The organism is Sporosarcina sp. 6E9, assembly GCF_017921835.1.
Taxonomy (GTDB): domain Bacteria; phylum Bacillota; class Bacilli; order Bacillales_A; family Planococcaceae; genus Sporosarcina.
Genome location: NZ_JAGEMN010000001.1, coordinates 566,273 through 584,436, shown reverse-complemented (window position 1 = coordinate 584,436; position 18,164 = coordinate 566,273). Strand labels below are relative to the sequence as shown.

The window sequence follows — 18,164 nt, the reverse complement described above, 5'->3', positions numbered from 1 at the left end:
CACAAATTTGTCATGATTTTATGAGAAATTCCTTAATGAAAAGGGTTTTATTTTTATTTGTAGAAGGTATATATAGTATAAGGGAATGGAGGAGTTAGTTATGACATTACAATACAATCAAATCATTGTCGCAGTAGACGGTTCAAAGGAATCTGAGTGGGCTTTTAAAAAGTCAGTAGGGATTGCCGGTAGAAATAATGCGACATTAAATTTAGTGAACATTATCGACACACGTTCATATGCAGCTGTCGAAGCCTATGATCGTTCAATCGCAGAACGCGCTCAATCATTTGCGACTGAACTATTAGAAGAATATAGGTTAAAGGCTTTAGCCACCGGACTAGAAAATGTAAATATCATAGTTGAGTACGGTTCACCAAAAACGATGATATCAAAAGATCTATCTAAAAAAATTCAAGCAGATTTAATCATCTGCGGAGCAACCGGGCTAAATGCAGTGGAGCGTTTCTTGATTGGTAGTGTTTCTGAGAATATTGTTCGTTCCGCAAAATGTGACGTGTTAGTTATCCGAACACCAGAAGATGAATTGAAATAATAATAAAACGAGTTGTTCCGTTTTCGGGAACAACTCGTTTTATTTTTTACAACCCAGCTACACGCATTGTATCACGTGCAAGCATTACCTCTTCGTTCGTTGGGATGACGAGCACTTTCACTGGTGAATATGGGTGGCTGATATATACTTCTTCTCCACGGATATTATTTAAATCCGGGTCGCAGTATACGCCCATAAATTCCAATCCTTCAATAACTTTTGCTCTGATTGTGTCTGAATTTTCACCAATTCCAGCTGTAAAGATGATTGCATCGACACCGCCCATTCGCGCTGCATAGGAGCCGATATATTTGTGTATGCGATCCGCAAAAACATCGAGCGCAAGTTGGGCACGCTTATTGCCCTTGTTAGCTTCGATTTCGATATCTCGAAGATCACTTGAGAATCCGGACATGGCAAGCATACCTGATTCTTTGTTTAATACATCTAGTACTTCTTCCACCGATTTCCCTGTTTGTTCCATAATGTAAGGAATTAACGCCGGGTCGATATTCCCGGACCGTGTACCCATTGTTACTCCCGCTAGCGGCGTGAACCCCATTGATGTGTCTAAGGACTTCCCACCTTGAACCGCAGCGATACTGGCACCATTTCCGAGGTGACAAGAAATAAGTCGTGTCGTATTAAGTGGCCGATTTAACATTTCGGCCGCCCGCTCAGTTACATATTTATGGCTGGTTCCGTGAAAGCCGTATTTACGAATCCCATACTTTTCATAGTACTCATATGGTAGTGGATATAGAAATGAACTTTCCGGCATTGTCTGGTGAAAAGCTGTATCAAAAATGGCAACTGCTGGCACCATCGGCAAAGCTTTTTTAAATTCTTTAATACCGACCATATTCGCCGGATTATGTAACGGCGCTAAATGAGCTATCGTTTCAAGCTTCTCTAGAATTTCGTCAGTGATTAAGACTGAATCACTAAACATTTCTCCACCATGAACGACACGGTGTCCCACACCATCAATTTCATCATAAGATTTTACAATCCCCTCTGAAATTAACATATCCAACAGTAATTTTACTGCTGCTGCGTGATCTTTAATCGGTTGTTCTGTCTCTGTTTTTCCAAAATCGGATTTAATGGAAAACGTTGAATCGGTCATACCAATTCGTTCAATTTGACCTTTCGCAGTTACAACTTCGGATGGCATATCTAGAAGTTGATATTTTAATGAAGAACTCCCTGCGTTGATTGCTATAATAATCGGCATAATAAAACGACTCCTTAATTGTTTCTAAACTTTTTCACTTTAAATCTTTTTCAGCCCACTCGTCAATCTTTTGAAGAAAACGAGCCATTGCATTTTTATCTGACATGTTAGGCACTTGGGCCAATAATACATCTTTTAAGGGTTTTGTTTCAAGAAATGGCTTTTGTAGGACTAAGATGCTTTTTTCATGGGCAACATTTTTAAATAATGTCGCTGGCAGTTGAATGAGCGCTCGAATAATTGCTTTTTGCTTGAAAAATGGATGTAGTTTCGCAGCTTGTTCTGATTCGAATAAGTTCGCCGGAATGACAAAAATTCCGTAGCCACCTGGCTTTGTATGATTCATGGACTGTTCAATAAACAAATGATGGGCAAACGCATGCCCTTCTTCAGCCATTAGTTCATAATTCAAAGCATTATCATCATCTGGATAATAACCGACCGGCAAATCACTAATCGCAATATCCACCGGATCGATTAATAGCGGGCGTAAAGCATCTTGAACTAAATATACAACCTGTTGTTCAAGTAGTTCTGCAAGAACAGCTGAAAGTCTCACGAGCAATTCATCAATTTCTACTGCGCTCGCTGAAACATTTTTATCTAATGTATTCATGACTGAAAACAGCAAATTACCTGTTCCGACCGCGGGATCTAACAACGTAATATTTTCTTTATCACCTGCAAGTTTGCTCGCAATATGTCCGATTAATAACCCAATTGAATCTGGTGTCATTTGATGGTTCGGTTGAGCATGTTGTTTCATTCCTTTTAATACAGCTAATTGTATTCCTCGCCTAATTTCTTCTTTTGATACATTGTTCGTTAAAGCCGGTGCATGAGTGCCTTCAATCCATTCGTTGCACGCTTCGATGATCGCTTCCAAGTAAAGCATATCCGCTTTTTCGGCATATCGATCTATAAAATTGAATATATTCTCTGTATTCGTCATATTCTATCCCTCTACTTACAAAACCCACCCGTCTCCGAGTGGGTTCGTGAATTATTTTGTAGCGGCTTTTACAGCTTCAAGTGCTTTTTCGTAATTCGGGTGATCAGTTACTTCTGATACATATTCAACATAAGTCACTTTATCATCTTGATCGACTACGAAGATTGAACGTGCAAGTAATCTAAGTTCTTCGATTCCTACACCATACGCTTCTCCGAATGAAAAATCTCGGTGATCGGAAAGCATTTGTAGAGAGTCAACTCCACCTGCTTCGCTCCAACGTTTTTGTGCAAACGGCAAGTCTACTGAAATAGTCAGTACTTCAACGTCTTCTCCAAGTGATGATGCTTCTTCATTAAATTTTTGAGTTTGTTTCGAACAGACACCTGTGTCAATTGAAGGAACAACACTTATAAGTCTAATCTTACCTTTGGAATCTGCAAGTGTTACCGGATTGAGATCAGTACTCAATACTGTAAAGTCGGGTGCGTTGTCACCAACTTTAACTTCATTTCCAATTAATGTAACAGGATCGTTCTTAAATGTAACTTTGACCATTAATAAACGCCTCCCTTTCTTCATTTATCTTACTAAATGATAGTCCCGTCTGGCAACTGTTCGCCCCTATTTTCCACGAAATTGTGTAATTGTGCTTTTTTTTCGTAAGCATCTTCATGAATCACATTCGTATCTGCAAAGATATCGTGCAACGCTTCTTTTTTGGGTGTAAACGCTACAAGCAAGTAAGGAATGACTAATAGTTTTGAAATAAACCTTCCGATTATTTCACGAAAGATGATTGTATTCCAGGACAGTTGTGAATGATCATTCGATACTACTTTAATTCCCATAATTATTTTACCAACGGTTTGCTGCAAATACTTTGTCATTAATGCAAAGTAAAGAAGTAAAACGATGAGTATTGTCGCTTTATAAGTTGTAAAGAACAAAAACGATGGATTCTCTATAGGTAAATTGAATGCTCTAAAAATCGGTTTAATCATGATACCGCTTATGGCATATAAAACAATAATGTCAATCGTATAAGCCCAAAACCGCGTCCAAAAACCGGCCAATTTCTGTTGATACGCATTACTTTCTATTATTCGTTCTTTTTCCGGTGCGAGCTCATTCAATGGGGCTTCGACAACCGGATTTGTATCAAACTCGCTTTTTTCCGACATGCCTAGCCCTCCTTATTTTTCACCATATAAATACATCATTCTTGGTGCATTATAATCGGATAATAGTTTACCGATTAGTTCTGATTCGAGATTTCCGCCAAATAAATTTTTTGCTTTAAGTCCGAATAATGAACTCCAGCTCTCATTCATCGTGTATTCAAAAACAGTTGCTTTTTCTAGATTATGATCTTCCTGCATTGCAGCAATCACATCTCCAGCTTTACCGTATTCATCCGCAAGTCCGTTTTCGATTGCTTGTCGGCCATTCATAATCCGGCCATCCGCTACCTTTTTCACGTCAGCTACACTCATTCCGCGACCATCAGCGATAATGTCTACAAAGCGTTCATAAGAATCATTGATCATTTCTTGTAGCATTTCGTGTTCTTCATTCGTCATTTTACGAGAACCACTCATAATGTCTTTATAGGGTCCCGTTTTAATTGTATTAAATTCAATCCCATATTTTTCAGCAAGTCCCGCGTAGTTTACACTTTCCATAATGACACCAATTGAACCCGTAATGGTTTCATGGTTCACGTATATTTTGTCAGCAGGAGCCGCTACGTAATATCCTCCAGAAGCAGCCATTCCGCCCATTGAAACATAAACAGGTATCTCACGATTTTCTTGGATTGTTCGAATGGCATCATAAATTTCCGCCGATTCGACAACACCGCCACCTGGGGAGTTCACTTTTAAAATCACCCCTTTGATTGAATGGTCTTCATTTATCTCGTATAATTGGTTGAGAAAGAATTGGTGATTGTAACCATCGAAAAAAAATGGGGATCCGTTTCCTGTGTCTTGAATAACGCCATCCAATGAAAGAACGGCGATTTGATCATTCCCGCCTTCCTCAATTATGAGTTGACCATAGCCCGTAGAAGACGTTGCAGACAATTCCTCAAAAAACCCCGCCACATCTTTCGAAAAAATGTACGATAGCGTATTAATACCGATTGAGACGACTAACAGTGCTGATGCGACGATGATAGCAATCCATCGTTTTGTTGTCATATTAATTTCCTCCCTTTTAATTACATAACTCTATACGTGTATGTACGCCAAAATGTTTCATTCATGCTAGAATAATCATAGCTTAAATTAAAGGAGTTGTACAAGGTGACGAATAGAATGAATGCTTATATTTATAGTAAACATGATAATGACTCGCGTAGTAAAAAATCAATGGTGGAAGATTCCCTGACCCATGAAGGTTTCACAATAACTGATGATTTTAATACCGCAAATATTATCATTAGTATTGGTGGCGATGGATCATTTCTACAAGCGGTTCGGAAAACCGGATTCAGACAAGACTGCCTTTACGCAGGGATTTCAACAAGTGGCAAACATAGTTTGTATTGCGATTTCCATTACAATAACCTGTATGAAATGACGCAAGCCATCCGAGATACAAAAATTGAAGTAAGAAGATATCCACTAATCGAAGTGACTATTGACGAACACCGTCAATTTTATTGTTTAAATGAGTTCAGTATACGCTCGAATATCATTCGGACATTTGTCCTTGATGTGATCATTGATGATAAACTTTTCGAGACATTCCTTGGGGACGGGCTAATCATATCGACGCCAACAGGAAGTACTGCCTACAATAAATCCGTTAAGGGCGCTGTCGTTGACCCGTTATTAAATTGTTTTCAAGTGACTGAACTTGCTTCAGTGAATAATAATAAATATCGAACACTTGGGTCACCGTTTATTTTAAGTGGCGACCGAAAATTGAAACTGCATGTTCATCAAGATGGAAATGACTTTCCTCTTATGGCCGCGGATAACGAGGCACTCGGTGTTCGAAAAGTTGAAAACCTGAAAATCGAATTAAGCGATAAAACCATTAAAACGGTTAAATTAAAAGATAATTCATTTTGGGAAAAAGTACAGCGAATCCACCTATAGAACAAAAATTACAGTGCGCCGTTTTTCCCCGACAGGCATACCGTGCGACATGGCGATATTCGCCAAGGAAGAACGCAGTTCAATTCTTCCCAGCACGATTGCTTATGACCCGAGGGGCTGGCGCCTGGAGCTAGATGAGAAAAAGCCGTCCAATTATATGGCGGCTTTTTTCATCTTCACCATTTCAATTACTTTCGAATATGTGAACAGAATCAATCCAATCCAAATGAATATAAACGAAATTAAGTCAACTTGGCCAAAGCTTTCTTTATAAATGATTACACCAAGAAACAGCATCATGGTGGGTGCGATAAATTGTAAAAACCCTACCATATATAAGGGAATTCTTTGTGCGCCTTTTGCAAACAATACGAGGGGTAGCGCTGTTGCTACACCTGTAAAGATGAGTAATGTATCTGTTTTAACATCTGAATGAAGAAAAACTGCTTGGTTGTCTAGGAATAACCAAACGTAATAACTTAAAGCAAGTGGCGTAATAAAGAACGTTTCAATTGTCAGTCCGCGCAATGCGTCTAATTTAATTTGTTTCTTTAGTAGCCCATATACAGCAAAACTTATGGCAAGCACGAAAGAAAGCCACGGAAATTGGCCATAAGAAAATGTTAGGATGAAAACACCAATAGTTGCAAGGATAAATGCAACTTTTTGGGCATTAGAGAGCTTCTCTTTCAAGAAAAAGACGCCTAGCAAGACTGAAATTAATGGGTTTATATAATAACCAAGGCTTGTTTGAACAAGGTAGCCGTTATTAACGGCCCATATGTAAAGAAACCAGTTCCCAGAAATTAAGACTGAGGCCAGAAATAGCAACCAAAAGTTGAGCTGGGATTTCCAAAGCTTTTTAATATCTTCAAATAAGTATCGACCGTTTTTCAAAAGTAATATAAGCAACAGTGTTGAAATAAAAGCCCAAACAACACGACTGACTAATATTTCCGCACTTGGTACGTTGTCGATGCTTTTCCAATACACCGGTAATATACCCCATATTAAATAAGAAGAAATAGCCAACAGGATGCCACTTTTCTCATTTCCCATTTGACCATTCACCTCGCGTTATGAAATCCACTATTGCCATCCTCCACTACGACTTTCCCCATAGCCTCAATAGCAACCAGAAATTATTGCTCTTTTTTACGTAGTTCAACCCTCATAATTTTACCTGATGCTGTTTTTGGCATCTCGTCGATGAATTCGATTTTACGCGGGTATTTATATGGCGCGGTTAGTGATTTTACATGGTCTTGAATTTCTTTTGCAAGGCCCTCTTCGTTTTTTCTGCTTGGGTCCCGCAGGACAATGAAGGCTTTTACAATGTTTCCTCGTGTTGCATCTGGGCTTGCTACGACTGCGCATTCTTTTATGGCTTTATGTTGCAGCAATGCTTCTTCTACCTCAAATGGTCCAATCGTGTAACCGGAACTAATGATGATGTCGTCGCCGCGTCCTTCGAACCAAAAATAGCCATCTTCGTCCATTTTTGCACGGTCGCCTGTCACGTAATAATCTCCGCGAAATTGCATGCTCGTTCTTTCAGGATCGTTTAAATATTCCTTAAACAAAGCTGGTGTCGATACATGAACCGCAATGTCGCCTACCTCACCTACAGCTGCCGGTTTTCCTTGATCATCGATAATTTCCACTCGATTCCCGGGTGTTGGTTTACCCATTGAGCCCGCTCTCGCTTCCATGCCGACCATCGTTCCGACAAGTAAAGTATTTTCGGTTTGTCCATAACCGTCTCTCACTTCCAATGAAAAATTATCTTGGAATGTATTAACGACTTCCTGGTTTAGCGGTTCGCCCGCAGATACAGCGTTTCGAATCGATGATAAATCATGACTACTCAGATTTTCTACAATGGCCATGAAGCGGTATTCAGTCGGTGTGCAACATAAGACATTAACATTGTTTTCTTTAATTAATGTAAAATACGTTTCTGCATCGAACTTGCCGTCATAAACCAATCCAGTAGCACCGCTCCCAAGAACAGAAAGAAATGGTGTCCAAATCCATTTTTGCCATCCTGGTGCCGCAGTTGCCCACACGACGTCGTTCTTTTCAATACCAAGCCAACTCGCTCCGGTCGTTCTTAAATGGGCGTAGGCCCAAGCATGTGTATGTACAACACCCTTTGGCGCTCCTGTTGTTCCTGAAGTATAGGATAGGAATGCCATATCCGAGCTTTTGGTTTCTGGTTGCGCAAAATCAGTTGAGGCCAGTTTTAATAAATCTGTTAACGATTTTTCATCGTTATTTGCTTTTCCAATAACGAAGTGTTGAACACCATCCATATTTTCTACTTCACTAAATTGACTTGAAAATGCATCATACGAAACGATTGCCTTCGCATTACTATGGACCAAACGATAATCAATGTCCGAAGGTCTTAGCATTTCGGAACTTGGGATTACAACTAGACCTGCTTTTAACGCACCTATATACGTAACGTATGCTTCGATTAAACGAGGCACCATGACTAACACGACATCACCCTTGTTCAGCCCATTCTCCATAAACACGTTCGCGGCTTGATTGGCTAAATTCATGAGCGCTGCATAAGTAATTTCTTTCTTTTCACCTTTTGAGTTTATGTAAATAAGGGCTTTTAAGCTTTCATTTTTTGCATACTTTTCAAACTCACTCACAAGATTATATTGTTCAGGTGCAACTAGTTGTTCTCGATTCATAATATTTCCCCCCTTCGTAATAATCTAAGTATACTAAGAGTAGCTAGATATTTCAAAAAAACTTTAAAAACCGCCTCGGAATAAATTCCGAGACGGCTTTCATTTTATAAATTATTAGTATTGTTGTCCGTTCATTTGTGATTGGGCTTGACGGACTAATCGCTTTGTAATTTCTCCGCCGACGGATCCGTTGGCACGCGATGTCGAATCTGGTCCCAGTTGAACTCCGAACTCTGATGCGATTTCGTTTTTCATTTGATCAATTGCCTGTTTTACACCTGGTACTAGAAGTTGGTTTGAGTTACCACCACTGTTTGGCATGACTAACACCTCCTTGTGAAATATAGAATGCACCGAAATGAAAAAATCATGCACAACATTTGATAAATATTTATAGAAAATGATCCACAAAAACTTTAAAAGCCGCCCCGGAATAAATTCCGGAACGACTCTCATTTAATTTTTTATTAGTTTTATTTCCCGCTCATTTGTGACTGGGCTTGACGGACTAATCGCTTTGTAATTTCTCCGCCGACGGATCCGTTGGCACGCGATGTCGTATCTGGTCCCATTTGAACACCGAATTCTGAAGCGATTTCATTTTTCATTTGATCGAGTGCCTGTCTAACTCCTGGTACTAGAAGTTGGTTTGAGTTCCCGCTGTTGTTGTTTGGCATGACTAACACCTCCTTGTGAAATATAGAATGCACCGGAATGAGAAAATCATGCGCAACAATTTAATGGTAATTTATTCATTAAAAAAACCAACTAAAAAATGGACAAGCTTATTATAGAAAGTCTGCAAACACGTCTTTCTCTTGTCGTGGTAAATTATAAATTTTTCGTTCCTTAATTGCAGCTTCAATTAATGGATCAAAATCGACGAAGCTTTCGTAGTGCCTAACCTTCTCTAACTTCGGTTTTGTTTTAGGTTTAGCTGGCGTAAAAATTGTACAACAATCTTCATAGGGACGAATGGAAATGTCATATGTGCCAATTTTGGTTGCTAAATCGATAATTTCAAGCTTATCAAATGAAATTAACGGGCGTAAAACAGGTGTTGACGTGACCGCGTTAATAGCGGTTAAGCTATCGAGCGTCTGACTAGCTACTTGGCCCAGGCTTTCACCCGAAATTATACCAAGGGCATCAGCTTCAACTCGGACTTTATCAGCGATTTGCATCATTATTCTTCGAGTTGTTGTCATTAACTCACCATCTGGAATTTTGTTCACAATTAATTGTTGGAGTTCGGTAAAAGGTATTACATGAAGCTTAACTGAAGCGCCGAATGAACTTAATTTTTCAGCAAGGTCAATTACTTTTTGTTTTGCAAGTTCACTTGTAAACGGCGGACTTTCAAAGTGAATCGCGTCAATTGCAACACCGCGTTTCATCAGTAAATAACCAGCTACAGGACTGTCAATGCCACCTGATAACATAAGAAGTGATCTTCCATTAGACCCAACCGGCATTCCCCCAGCACCCGGATAGACTTTGGACGTCAGGAATGCCCCTTCTAGTCGAATATCTACAAATAATAGGATATCTGGGTTTTTCATTTGCACGGTAAGTTCCGGGAAGTTCCGAAGTACATGCGAACCAATTTTTTGTTGCAATTCATTTGTTACAAAAGGAAATGATTTGTCAGTCCTTCTAATTTCAACTTTAAATGTTTTACCTTTTGTTTCACCTGAACCAACAACATCAAGTGCTGTTTTCAAAATATCTTCCATAGTTGCTGAACATTTCGCAACTGGACTGAATGATTGGATCCCGAAAACGAACGGCAATCGTTTTATCGCTTCTTCCATATCATCCTGTCCGTCGGCGTAGAGAAACATACGGTCACGTTCAGATTTAATTTCAAATGAACTTAAATCACTTAAGGCCGTTTCTATATTATTTTTTAACTTTCGAATAAAATATTTACGATTTCTCCCTTTTAATGAAAGTTCACCGTAACGAATTAATAACTCATTCCATTTCATTTGACTTCCCCCTCTGTAAAATACGGGCGAAACTAGAAAATACTTCTTCAAATTTCACCACATCGGATAATTCATTATTTTCGCCGAAACTAATGCGAATGACGCCTTGTTTATACGGTTCAGTTAATCGAATCGCATCAATTACATGTCCCGCTTGTCCGTTTTTTGATGAACAAGCACTGGATGTAGAAACAGTAATCCCATTTTCTTGAAAATGATTCACAGCGACTTCCCCTCTAATTCTAAAAAAGGCGATTGATAATATATGGGGTGCGCTATTTTTTTCCGCGAGTATGAGGACGTCTTTTGTATCTTTTATATAATTCACCAAACGTTGTCGCCAGTTGGAATAATTTGCAGCCATATTTTTCTCGGTTGTGAGCCGCATAGCTAATGCAAGTGCTGCCGCATCAGGGACAGAAACTGTTCCACTACGGACACCTAATTCTTGTCCGCCGCCAAAGTTTATCGATTCTGGAAGAAGACCTTTACGCGTGATTAATGCACCAGAGTTTTTTAATCCATGAAATTTATGCGCAGATACTGTAATTGCATCTAGACCTATCTTAGCCATTGAAATTGGTAAATTTCCCATACTTTGAACCGTGTCAGAATGAAATATTGCACGAGAATGCTGTTTAATAATTTTTGCGCACTCTTCAATAGGTTGAATTGTTCCAATTTCATTATTTACATGCATAATGCTTACAACTGTAGTATCATCTCTGAGTTTTTCGGTCAATTCATCCAATGAAATCATGCCGAATTCATTAACCGATAAATAATCGACAATAAATCCTTCTCTTTCAAGTTGTTTAGCAGCATTCATAATTGAAGGATGTTCAATTGACGTCGTAATAATATGGTTTCCCTTAGATTTATATTTACGCGCAAATCCTAATAGCGCTAAATTATTCGCTTCTGTTCCGCCCGAAGTATAAATCACCTGACCGTCAGGCGCACCAATGATCGACAGTATTTGTTCGCGCGACCTGTCAAGAAGTGCTTCCGCTTCTTTCCCAGCAAGGTGTAATGATGCTGCGTTTGCATAAAATCTTTTATTCACTTTGATAAAAGATGATAGCACTTCCTCGTTTGGAGCCGTCGTTGCACTATTATCTAAATAAATCATGAAAAACCATTCCTTATTTTTATTTGCCCAGATTCTGGACAGTTATTCACTTCTATTCGTGACAAAGCCACCTGCACAACAGATAAGTGTGCGGTGGCTGAGTTACTTCACAACTTCATTTAAATTATTTTCTTGTACAAGTTCTTCAATTCGATTCATCGCGCCAGGTTCAACATCCTCTACAGCAGTCGCAGCTTCCTCAAGCGCTTTTTCATAACGGAACTCTCTGAAGGAATTCTCGGCTTCTAACAGGCGTCTATGTACTTCTTGGTTTGATGTTCGATAACGGTTTCCATATTGGATTATCCGTTCTATAAGCATGACATTTTCCAAAAGTTCACGTACTTTATCACTAACAATATCTACTGATTGCTTTGCGTTCTCTAAATAATTATTGACTAAATTCATATTTAAAGGAACTTCTTCCAAACTTTGGTTAACGATATAGATTTGCTCTTCAGCTTCTTCCAAGCGCGCGTCCATTTCATCAGGAATTCCAGGAATATTTCCTTTATAAAGAGAACGTTCGACATCTTGTAATTTCTTTGTTAACCGATCAAGTTCTTTACGCACAGTGTTTTCGTCGATTCGCAAGCTCTTAATCCGTTCTGCAAAACTTTCTCTGGTAATGGCGATTTGATCTAGTTCGGACTCAATCGATTTCAATTCTTCTTGTAAACTTGACGCAGCTGAACCTTCGTCCTCAATGCGCATTGTTAATAATTCAAAACGTTTGTTTAACTTTTCGAGTTGTTCCATTGCTTCAGTGGGTATTTCTGAATCTTCCTCATTTAAACGATAACTCTGTTGGACTAATGCCGCTTCATCATATGTGGCTTTCGTTAAATTGGTAACATCAGCCAGTTTTTCTCCAATTAGCATATAACGACCATCAACGAATTGTTTTGCTACGACTTCATTTTCAAGTGCATCGTAATATGAATCGATTTTTTCGTTGATAGCGTCTATTTCTGATTGAATGGTGTCAATTTCAAGCTTTTCTATTTTACCAATTAATGTTTCAAGTGTCTTTTCAATCTTATTGAATTGTTTCGGAAGCTCCAAATGTTGCAAGTAGTAGGATTGATCTTCCATTCCTTGCGATCCGATTCGAAGTTCACGGATTGAAGCTGGAATTTTGTTTTGAAGCTCAACAAGTAATGATGGGATACGATCAATTAATGTAAATAGATACTCGCCTTTACCACTTTGCGCGATAACAATTTCACGTGCTTGTAAGTAGTTGCCATTTGCAGTTAGTTCGTCGTATTCGGCGAATTTCGGATTAAATGATTCAAGCCCTTCTTCAAGCGGTTTAACCGCCATTCCATAGGAGTGTTGGTGAGCTAACACTTTTTTCCGTGCAGCGCGATGCTGTTCTTTTAATAGTTCCATTTCAACGCGATTCTTCTCTTCGCTACCAACTAGCTCATTTAATTCAGCAAGAATGTTAGTCATTTGCTTGTCGCAGGACTGAATTTTCTCTTCAATTTGCCCTTCGACTTTAGTCGCTTTTCCGAACTGGAATCGATCGACGTAATCTTCGGCATCGAATAATAATGAATCGATTTCAATCATATGTATGTCCATTACTTCGGTCCACTCATGTCGCCAACGCTCGAAATTCTCTTCTGTTTCGCCTGTCATATTTAATTGCTTTATTTTTGTCATTTCTTCAAATATAGGTTCATGTTGAATCCTCAGCTTTTTCTCCTCTAGTTTAGTGATTTGACGAATATGTTTCCGCCTATATAAGAAGGTGATGATTATTAAAGTTATAAGTGCGATAATTGGAATGATTAAGTATTTCATCGTCGTCCTCCTGTTCAATTAACTATACCCTTACATTATCCCATATCGTATCACGTTTGAATACTATTTACTCGAAAAATGATATAAAAGTTCTTTTTCAGTCGAATGGATTTACGTTTTTTGTCTTTTCGTGCCGACAATTGTATACTAAACCTTAATAAATTAATTGAATAGGAGTGTTTTTATTGAATTCAACTGTAGAAACGAACCATGCGATTTCTAAAGCGTATACGCAACTTTCCAACCAATTGGATGCACTTCTCACTGGCGAAAGTAACTTATATGCAAATTTAAGTAATGCTTCTGCCTTATTGAACCAATTTTTCGATCGCATTAACTGGGTTGGGTTTTATTTAATGGAGGACGGAGAACTTGTTCTCGGGCCTTTCCAAGGACTTCCGGCTTGTGTGCGCATTAAGGTTGGAAAAGGCGTGTGCGGAACTTCTGTTGAAAGAAGAGAATCGATTGTTGTACCGGATGTAAATGCGTTTCCAGGTCATATTGTCTGTGACGCTGCTTCACGTTCTGAAATTGTTGTTCCAATTATTAAAGATGATGTCGTATTGGGTGTGCTTGATATTGACAGTCCGGAATTAAACCGTTTTACTGAGGAAGATCGTGTGGGACTTGAACTGGTTGTTTCTAAGTTGGTAAAGCATTTATAAAAATAACTTTTGCGAGTACTTGAATGTTTCATTATTCGGGTACTCGTTTTTAGTAAGACCGTTGATTTCCGTGGCGGGCTGCGCTTTCCTGCGGGCGAGCGTCGAGGGCGGAAAGATATAGTTCAATCTTTCCCTGCCGCTTCCCTCGCTGCGCTCAGTCCAGGGTCTCGCCTTTCTCGCTATTCCCGCGGGAGTCTCCGCCCGCCACTCCAATCAACTACCTTTTTTATAGAAAGAAAGTTATTTGGTGCTGTCTTAAACATTAATAAAGTAAGTGGAGGTTATGTCGACTCCACTTACTTTTAGATTTGTTATTTGTTTGAACTCACTTCAGTTACTTTCATTTTATCAAAAGCGCCTGCCAGGTCTGCTAGTAAATCATCTGCATTCTCTAGACCTACTGATAGGCGTAATAATGAATCTGTGATTCCCATGGCCAGGCGATTTTCTTCTGGTACCACGGAATGCGTCATTGTCGCTGGGTGTTGGATGAGCGTTTCGGCATCCCCTAAACTAACAGCGATTTTAATAAGAGATAAGCTGTCCATGAAGTGTTGCGCACCTTCCCGACCGCCTTTGATGGTAAATGAAATGAGTCCCCCGCCTGCTGACATTTGGCGTTTTGCAATTTCGTATTGTGGATTGTCTTTATCGAATGGATAAAAGACTTTTTCAACTGAAGGATGACTCTTTAAATAAGTGAGAAGTTTTTCAGCGTTCGAAGTGTGTCGTTCCATTCGGACATGTAAAGTCTTTAATCCACGAATTAATAGCCAAGCATCAAATGGAGATATGATTCCGCCGTAATCCTTTTGAACACTCATTCTAATTTGATCCATTTCTTCTTTATCATTACCAACAAGCAATCCGGCAATGACATCCCCATGTCCGTTAATATATTTAGTTGCACTGTGTAGGACAAAATCTACCCCTAGCGTTAATGGGTTTTGTAAATAAGGCGATGAAAATGTATTATCGACAACGACTTTTAAACCATGGCGCTTTGCAACGTTCACAACTGCATGAAGATCGACGAGTTCCATCGTTGGATTAATCGGTGTTTCGACATAAATACAAACCGTTTCTGGTTTAATCGCTTTCTCAATTTCATCTTCGGTACCCATCTGGATTAAATCATGTGTGATATTATACTTTTCTTCCATTATAGACAACAAACCAAAAGTACATCCGTAAATACCGCGTGTACAAAGGATATGATCACCCGTTTTTGTTAAATGTACAAGAATTGTACTTACCGCGGCCATTCCTGAACCGAATGCAAGAGCGCCTTTACCGTTTTCCAACATCGTCATTCTTTCTTCGAGAACATGCACAGTCGGATTCCCTAATCGTGAATAAATCGGTCCAGCTTCTTCGCCGGCAAAACGTTGCTCGCCTTGTTTTGCTGATTCAAACGAAAATGTTGAAGTTTGATAGAGTGGCGTTGTTAAACTTCCATGATGAGCTTTATCGTCATAACCTTCATGAATAACTAGCGTGTCTTTGTGCAATTTATTTTCCGTCATTGTTTACACCCCTTCTTCACTTGAAAGTCCTTCACTTGTCACCTATACTATAGACCTCTTTCTTTAAAAGGAAAAGAAGAAATTATGAGATTGTACTAGAGTAAATGAAATCGTACAAAAGTGCTTGACTCTGCGGATGTAACTTGTTATGATAGTCGTTGTGTAAAATAGTTGCAGCAGTTATGTGTTTCGGTCTGTTCAGTCTATTCCTTTTAAGAGGTGCACCGCGTAACCTTCAGGCTGCGAAGGCGAAGTTGCAAGATTATAGAATGGCAATCGAATTGAACATATCTGGTCTTATTTTACAACAAAATAAAACCAAATTAGAGGAGGAGTCTACTATGGCTCGCTATACAGGTCCAGCTTGGAAATTATCTCGCCGTCTTGGCATTTCACTTTCAGGTACAGGAAAAGAAATCGAAAAACGTCCATACGCACCAGGACAACACGGTCCAACTCAACGTGTTAAACTTTCCGAATACGGAATGCAGTTACAAGAAAAACAAAAACTTCGTTTCATGTTTGGTGTAAACGAACGTCAATTTAGAACTCTATTTAACAAAGCTGGTAAAATGCCTGGTAAACACGGTGAAAACTTCATGATTCTTCTTGAAACTCGCCTTGATAACCTAGTATACCGCATGGGTCTTGCACGCACACGTCGTGCTTCACGCCAACTTGTTAACCACGGCCACATTTTGGTTGATGGAAAACGCGTTGACATCCCATCATTCAGCGTAAAACCAGGACAAGTTATTTCTCTTCGTGAGAAATCTCAAAACCTTGATGTTGTAAATGAAGCACTTGAAGTGAACAACTTTGTTCCTGAATATGTTTCATTCGACAAAGACACTAAAGTTGGTTCATTCGTTCGCATGCCTGAACGCAGTGAATTAGCAGCAGAAATTAACGAAGCACTCATCGTTGAATTCTACAGCAGAAAGTAATATTTCGGAAAAAGAGTCCTTTATGGGACTCTTTTTTTGGTTTCGGAGTAGGTCGAAAGTTACGTTTTGCGGATATGTGTGTAAAATGTGCGGATATGTTGGTCTAAGTGTCGGATATGCATCTCATATTGTCGGATAAAATCATCGAACTGTCGGATATCTGATCCAAACCTACGGAAATCCATGGCCGTCTACTTTTCATTGTTCCAAACCTCTATTTTTAAACTTCAATATTGAAACCTTATAATCAATATATGCACCAATGAACCCAACAGGTATACCGCCTGCAGACACCGATAGTAAAATAATGAATAAATTTATTTTCTCTACCTTTTGATACAAAATGAAAAAGACTAGGGCAATTCCGATTACCATGAATATCATTGTGAAATAATATGTAATTTGGGTAGTCTTTTTTACCTCTTGTTCCTCCCCTGCCAACCTTTCAGTCATATCATGCCCTCGTTTCTTGGAACGATAGTAATTTATATCATTATTTACTCAACAGTATCGTTTCAAACAACTTTCATTATAATTTTGAAAGTTAGCAGGGCAGTTTTCATCTGTATGAACCACTTAACTGTCGGATATCCACTTTAAACTTACAGATATCCCAATGCACACTCCCCCTCCTTCTGCTAAACTTAAGTAAATAAACGTGAGGTGATGTTCCATTGAAACTAATTTCAATTTGCCCGAGTAATACCGAGCTTCTGGCCTATCTTGGTATGATTGATCATTTAATTGCTGTCGATGATTTTTCGGATTGGCCTGAATCTATTAATACCCTTCCCCGCCTCGGTCCAGATTTATCAATTGATATGGACAAGGTAGAATCGTTTAAGCCAGATTTAGTATTGGCTTCCTTAAGTGTTCCCGGAATGGAAAAGAATATTGAAGAACTAAAAAAACGTGAAATTCCACACATCGTATTAGATCCACAAAGCCTAAATGATATTGCGAATGACTTGTTATTAGTTGGAAAAGCCTGTGGGATTGAGGAAAGAGCGAATATTGTTCACAAAGAATATTTGGAGTTTATTGTTGAAATGAAAAAACGGGCTTCGAAGGTGACGAATACACCCACACTTTACTGGGAATGGTGGCCAAAACCGATATTTACGCCTGGTCGGATTAATTGGTTAACAGAAATCAGCGAAATTGCGGGTGGAGCAAATGAATTTCGCGACGTAGAACTTGCCAGCGTACAAACTGACTGGGAAGATGTATTGCAAAGAAATCCTGATTACATACTGCTTGCATGGGTGGGCGTTCGACCTGAAAAAGTGAATAAAAACGTGGTTTTAAAACGACCTGATTGGAAGGACTTAATGGCTATTAAAGAAAATCGATTTTCTATTATGGAAGAGGAGTTATACTGCCGCCCTTCCCCGCGTCTATTAGAAGGTGCTTTAAAGCTCGGGAAATTGATTCATCCTGACATTTACAATGATTTGCAACTACCGAAATGGGTTACAAGCGTATAAATAGAAAAAAGGCTATTTTCCTCAATATAAGGAAAATA

Annotated in this window: 19 protein-coding genes; 5 read left to right on the top strand and 14 right to left on the bottom strand. The window is 39.1% G+C overall.

What is annotated here, in order from left to right; all coding sequences use genetic code 11:
- Window positions 1-100: 100 nt before the first annotated feature.
- Window positions 101-556, top strand: a complete 456-nt coding sequence (locus J4G36_RS03105) for a universal stress protein (protein WP_210468588.1) — start codon at window positions 101-103, stop codon at window positions 554-556.
- A gap of 46 nt (window positions 557-602) precedes the next feature.
- Here the strand turns inward: J4G36_RS03105 and J4G36_RS03100 are convergent, their stop codons facing one another.
- The 5 genes from J4G36_RS03100 to sppA are packed head-to-tail and all read right to left on the bottom strand — an operon-like array spanning window position 603 to window position 4,949.
- Window positions 603-1,793, bottom strand: a complete 1,191-nt coding sequence (locus J4G36_RS03100) for an acetate kinase (RefSeq protein ID WP_210468586.1) — start codon at window positions 1,791-1,793, stop codon at window positions 603-605.
- Between the two features lie 34 nt (window positions 1,794-1,827).
- Window positions 1,828-2,745: a class I SAM-dependent methyltransferase gene (locus J4G36_RS03095; protein WP_210468583.1), complete on the bottom strand. Its 918-nt coding sequence runs from the start codon at window positions 2,743-2,745 to the stop codon at window positions 1,828-1,830.
- A gap of 51 nt (window positions 2,746-2,796) precedes the next feature.
- Window positions 2,797-3,303, bottom strand: coding sequence for a thiol peroxidase (gene tpx / locus J4G36_RS03090; RefSeq protein WP_210468581.1), 507 nt, complete (start codon window positions 3,301-3,303; stop codon window positions 2,797-2,799).
- Window positions 3,304-3,335: 32 nt separating this feature from the next.
- Window positions 3,336-3,929, bottom strand: coding sequence for an RDD family protein (locus tag J4G36_RS03085; protein WP_210468579.1), 594 nt, complete (start codon window positions 3,927-3,929; stop codon window positions 3,336-3,338).
- Between the two features lie 12 nt (window positions 3,930-3,941).
- Entirely contained in the window at window positions 3,942-4,949 is a 1,008-nt protein-coding gene (sppA, locus tag J4G36_RS03080; protein ID WP_210468577.1) for a signal peptide peptidase SppA, read from the bottom strand.
- A 105-nt stretch (window positions 4,950-5,054) separates the two neighbouring features.
- Here sppA and J4G36_RS03075 point away from each other — a divergent pair, with 105 nt between their 5' ends.
- Window positions 5,055-5,855: an NAD kinase gene (locus J4G36_RS03075; protein WP_368668713.1), complete on the top strand. Its 801-nt coding sequence runs from the start codon at window positions 5,055-5,057 to the stop codon at window positions 5,853-5,855.
- A 153-nt stretch (window positions 5,856-6,008) separates the two neighbouring features.
- Here the strand turns inward: J4G36_RS03075 and rarD are convergent, their stop codons facing one another.
- The 7 genes from rarD to ezrA all read right to left on the bottom strand — a co-directional run bounded on the left by rarD (window position 6,009) and on the right by ezrA (window position 13,501).
- Complete coding sequence (rarD, locus tag J4G36_RS03070; protein ID WP_210468575.1) at window positions 6,009-6,914, bottom strand: EamA family transporter RarD; 906 nt, start codon at window positions 6,912-6,914, stop codon at window positions 6,009-6,011.
- Between the two features lie 83 nt (window positions 6,915-6,997).
- Window positions 6,998-8,566, bottom strand: coding sequence for an acyl-CoA synthetase MbcS (gene mbcS / locus J4G36_RS03065; protein WP_210468573.1), 1,569 nt, complete (start codon window positions 8,564-8,566; stop codon window positions 6,998-7,000).
- A 114-nt stretch (window positions 8,567-8,680) separates the two neighbouring features.
- The gene (locus J4G36_RS03060) at window positions 8,681-8,887 is read right to left on the bottom strand and encodes an alpha/beta-type small acid-soluble spore protein (RefSeq protein ID WP_210468571.1); all 207 of its coding nucleotides are present in this window, start codon (window positions 8,885-8,887) and stop codon (window positions 8,681-8,683) included.
- A gap of 152 nt (window positions 8,888-9,039) precedes the next feature.
- Complete coding sequence (locus J4G36_RS03055) at window positions 9,040-9,243, bottom strand: alpha/beta-type small acid-soluble spore protein (protein WP_210468569.1); 204 nt, start codon at window positions 9,241-9,243, stop codon at window positions 9,040-9,042.
- 111 nt (window positions 9,244-9,354) lie between these two features.
- Window positions 9,355-10,557, bottom strand: a complete 1,203-nt coding sequence (thiI, locus tag J4G36_RS03050) for a tRNA uracil 4-sulfurtransferase ThiI (protein ID WP_210468567.1) — start codon at window positions 10,555-10,557, stop codon at window positions 9,355-9,357.
- Complete coding sequence (locus J4G36_RS03045) at window positions 10,544-11,689, bottom strand: cysteine desulfurase family protein (RefSeq protein ID WP_210468565.1); 1,146 nt, start codon at window positions 11,687-11,689, stop codon at window positions 10,544-10,546. Before J4G36_RS03045 ends, thiI begins: the two co-directional genes overlap by 14 nt.
- A 102-nt stretch (window positions 11,690-11,791) precedes the next feature.
- Window positions 11,792-13,501: a septation ring formation regulator EzrA gene (ezrA, locus tag J4G36_RS03040; RefSeq protein ID WP_210468563.1), complete on the bottom strand. Its 1,710-nt coding sequence runs from the start codon at window positions 13,499-13,501 to the stop codon at window positions 11,792-11,794.
- Between the two features lie 185 nt (window positions 13,502-13,686).
- On the opposite strand from ezrA, the gene J4G36_RS03035 reads away from it, so the two are divergent.
- Window positions 13,687-14,166, top strand: a complete 480-nt coding sequence (locus tag J4G36_RS03035) for a GAF domain-containing protein (RefSeq protein ID WP_210468562.1) — start codon at window positions 13,687-13,689, stop codon at window positions 14,164-14,166.
- 311 nt (window positions 14,167-14,477) lie between these two features.
- Here J4G36_RS03035 and megL read toward each other — a convergent pair whose 3' ends face one another.
- The gene (gene megL, locus J4G36_RS03030; RefSeq protein ID WP_210468561.1) at window positions 14,478-15,692 is read right to left on the bottom strand and encodes a methionine gamma-lyase; all 1,215 of its coding nucleotides are present in this window, start codon (window positions 15,690-15,692) and stop codon (window positions 14,478-14,480) included.
- Window positions 15,693-16,033: 341 nt separating this feature from the next.
- On the opposite strand from megL, the gene rpsD reads away from it, so the two are divergent.
- The gene (gene rpsD / locus J4G36_RS03025) at window positions 16,034-16,639 is read left to right on the top strand and encodes a 30S ribosomal protein S4 (protein WP_210468560.1); all 606 of its coding nucleotides are present in this window, start codon (window positions 16,034-16,036) and stop codon (window positions 16,637-16,639) included.
- Between the two features lie 198 nt (window positions 16,640-16,837).
- Here the strand turns inward: rpsD and J4G36_RS03020 are convergent, their stop codons facing one another.
- Window positions 16,838-17,092, bottom strand: a complete 255-nt coding sequence (locus tag J4G36_RS03020; RefSeq protein WP_210468559.1) for a hypothetical protein — start codon at window positions 17,090-17,092, stop codon at window positions 16,838-16,840.
- Window positions 17,093-17,313: 221 nt separating this feature from the next.
- Between J4G36_RS03020 and J4G36_RS03015 the strand changes: the two genes are divergently transcribed.
- Window positions 17,314-18,126 carry a cobalamin-binding protein gene (locus J4G36_RS03015; RefSeq protein WP_210468558.1) on the top strand — a complete coding sequence of 271 codons (813 nt, stop codon included), beginning with the start codon at window positions 17,314-17,316 and terminating at the stop codon, window positions 18,124-18,126.
- The last annotated feature ends 38 nt before the right edge of the window (window positions 18,127-18,164 follow it).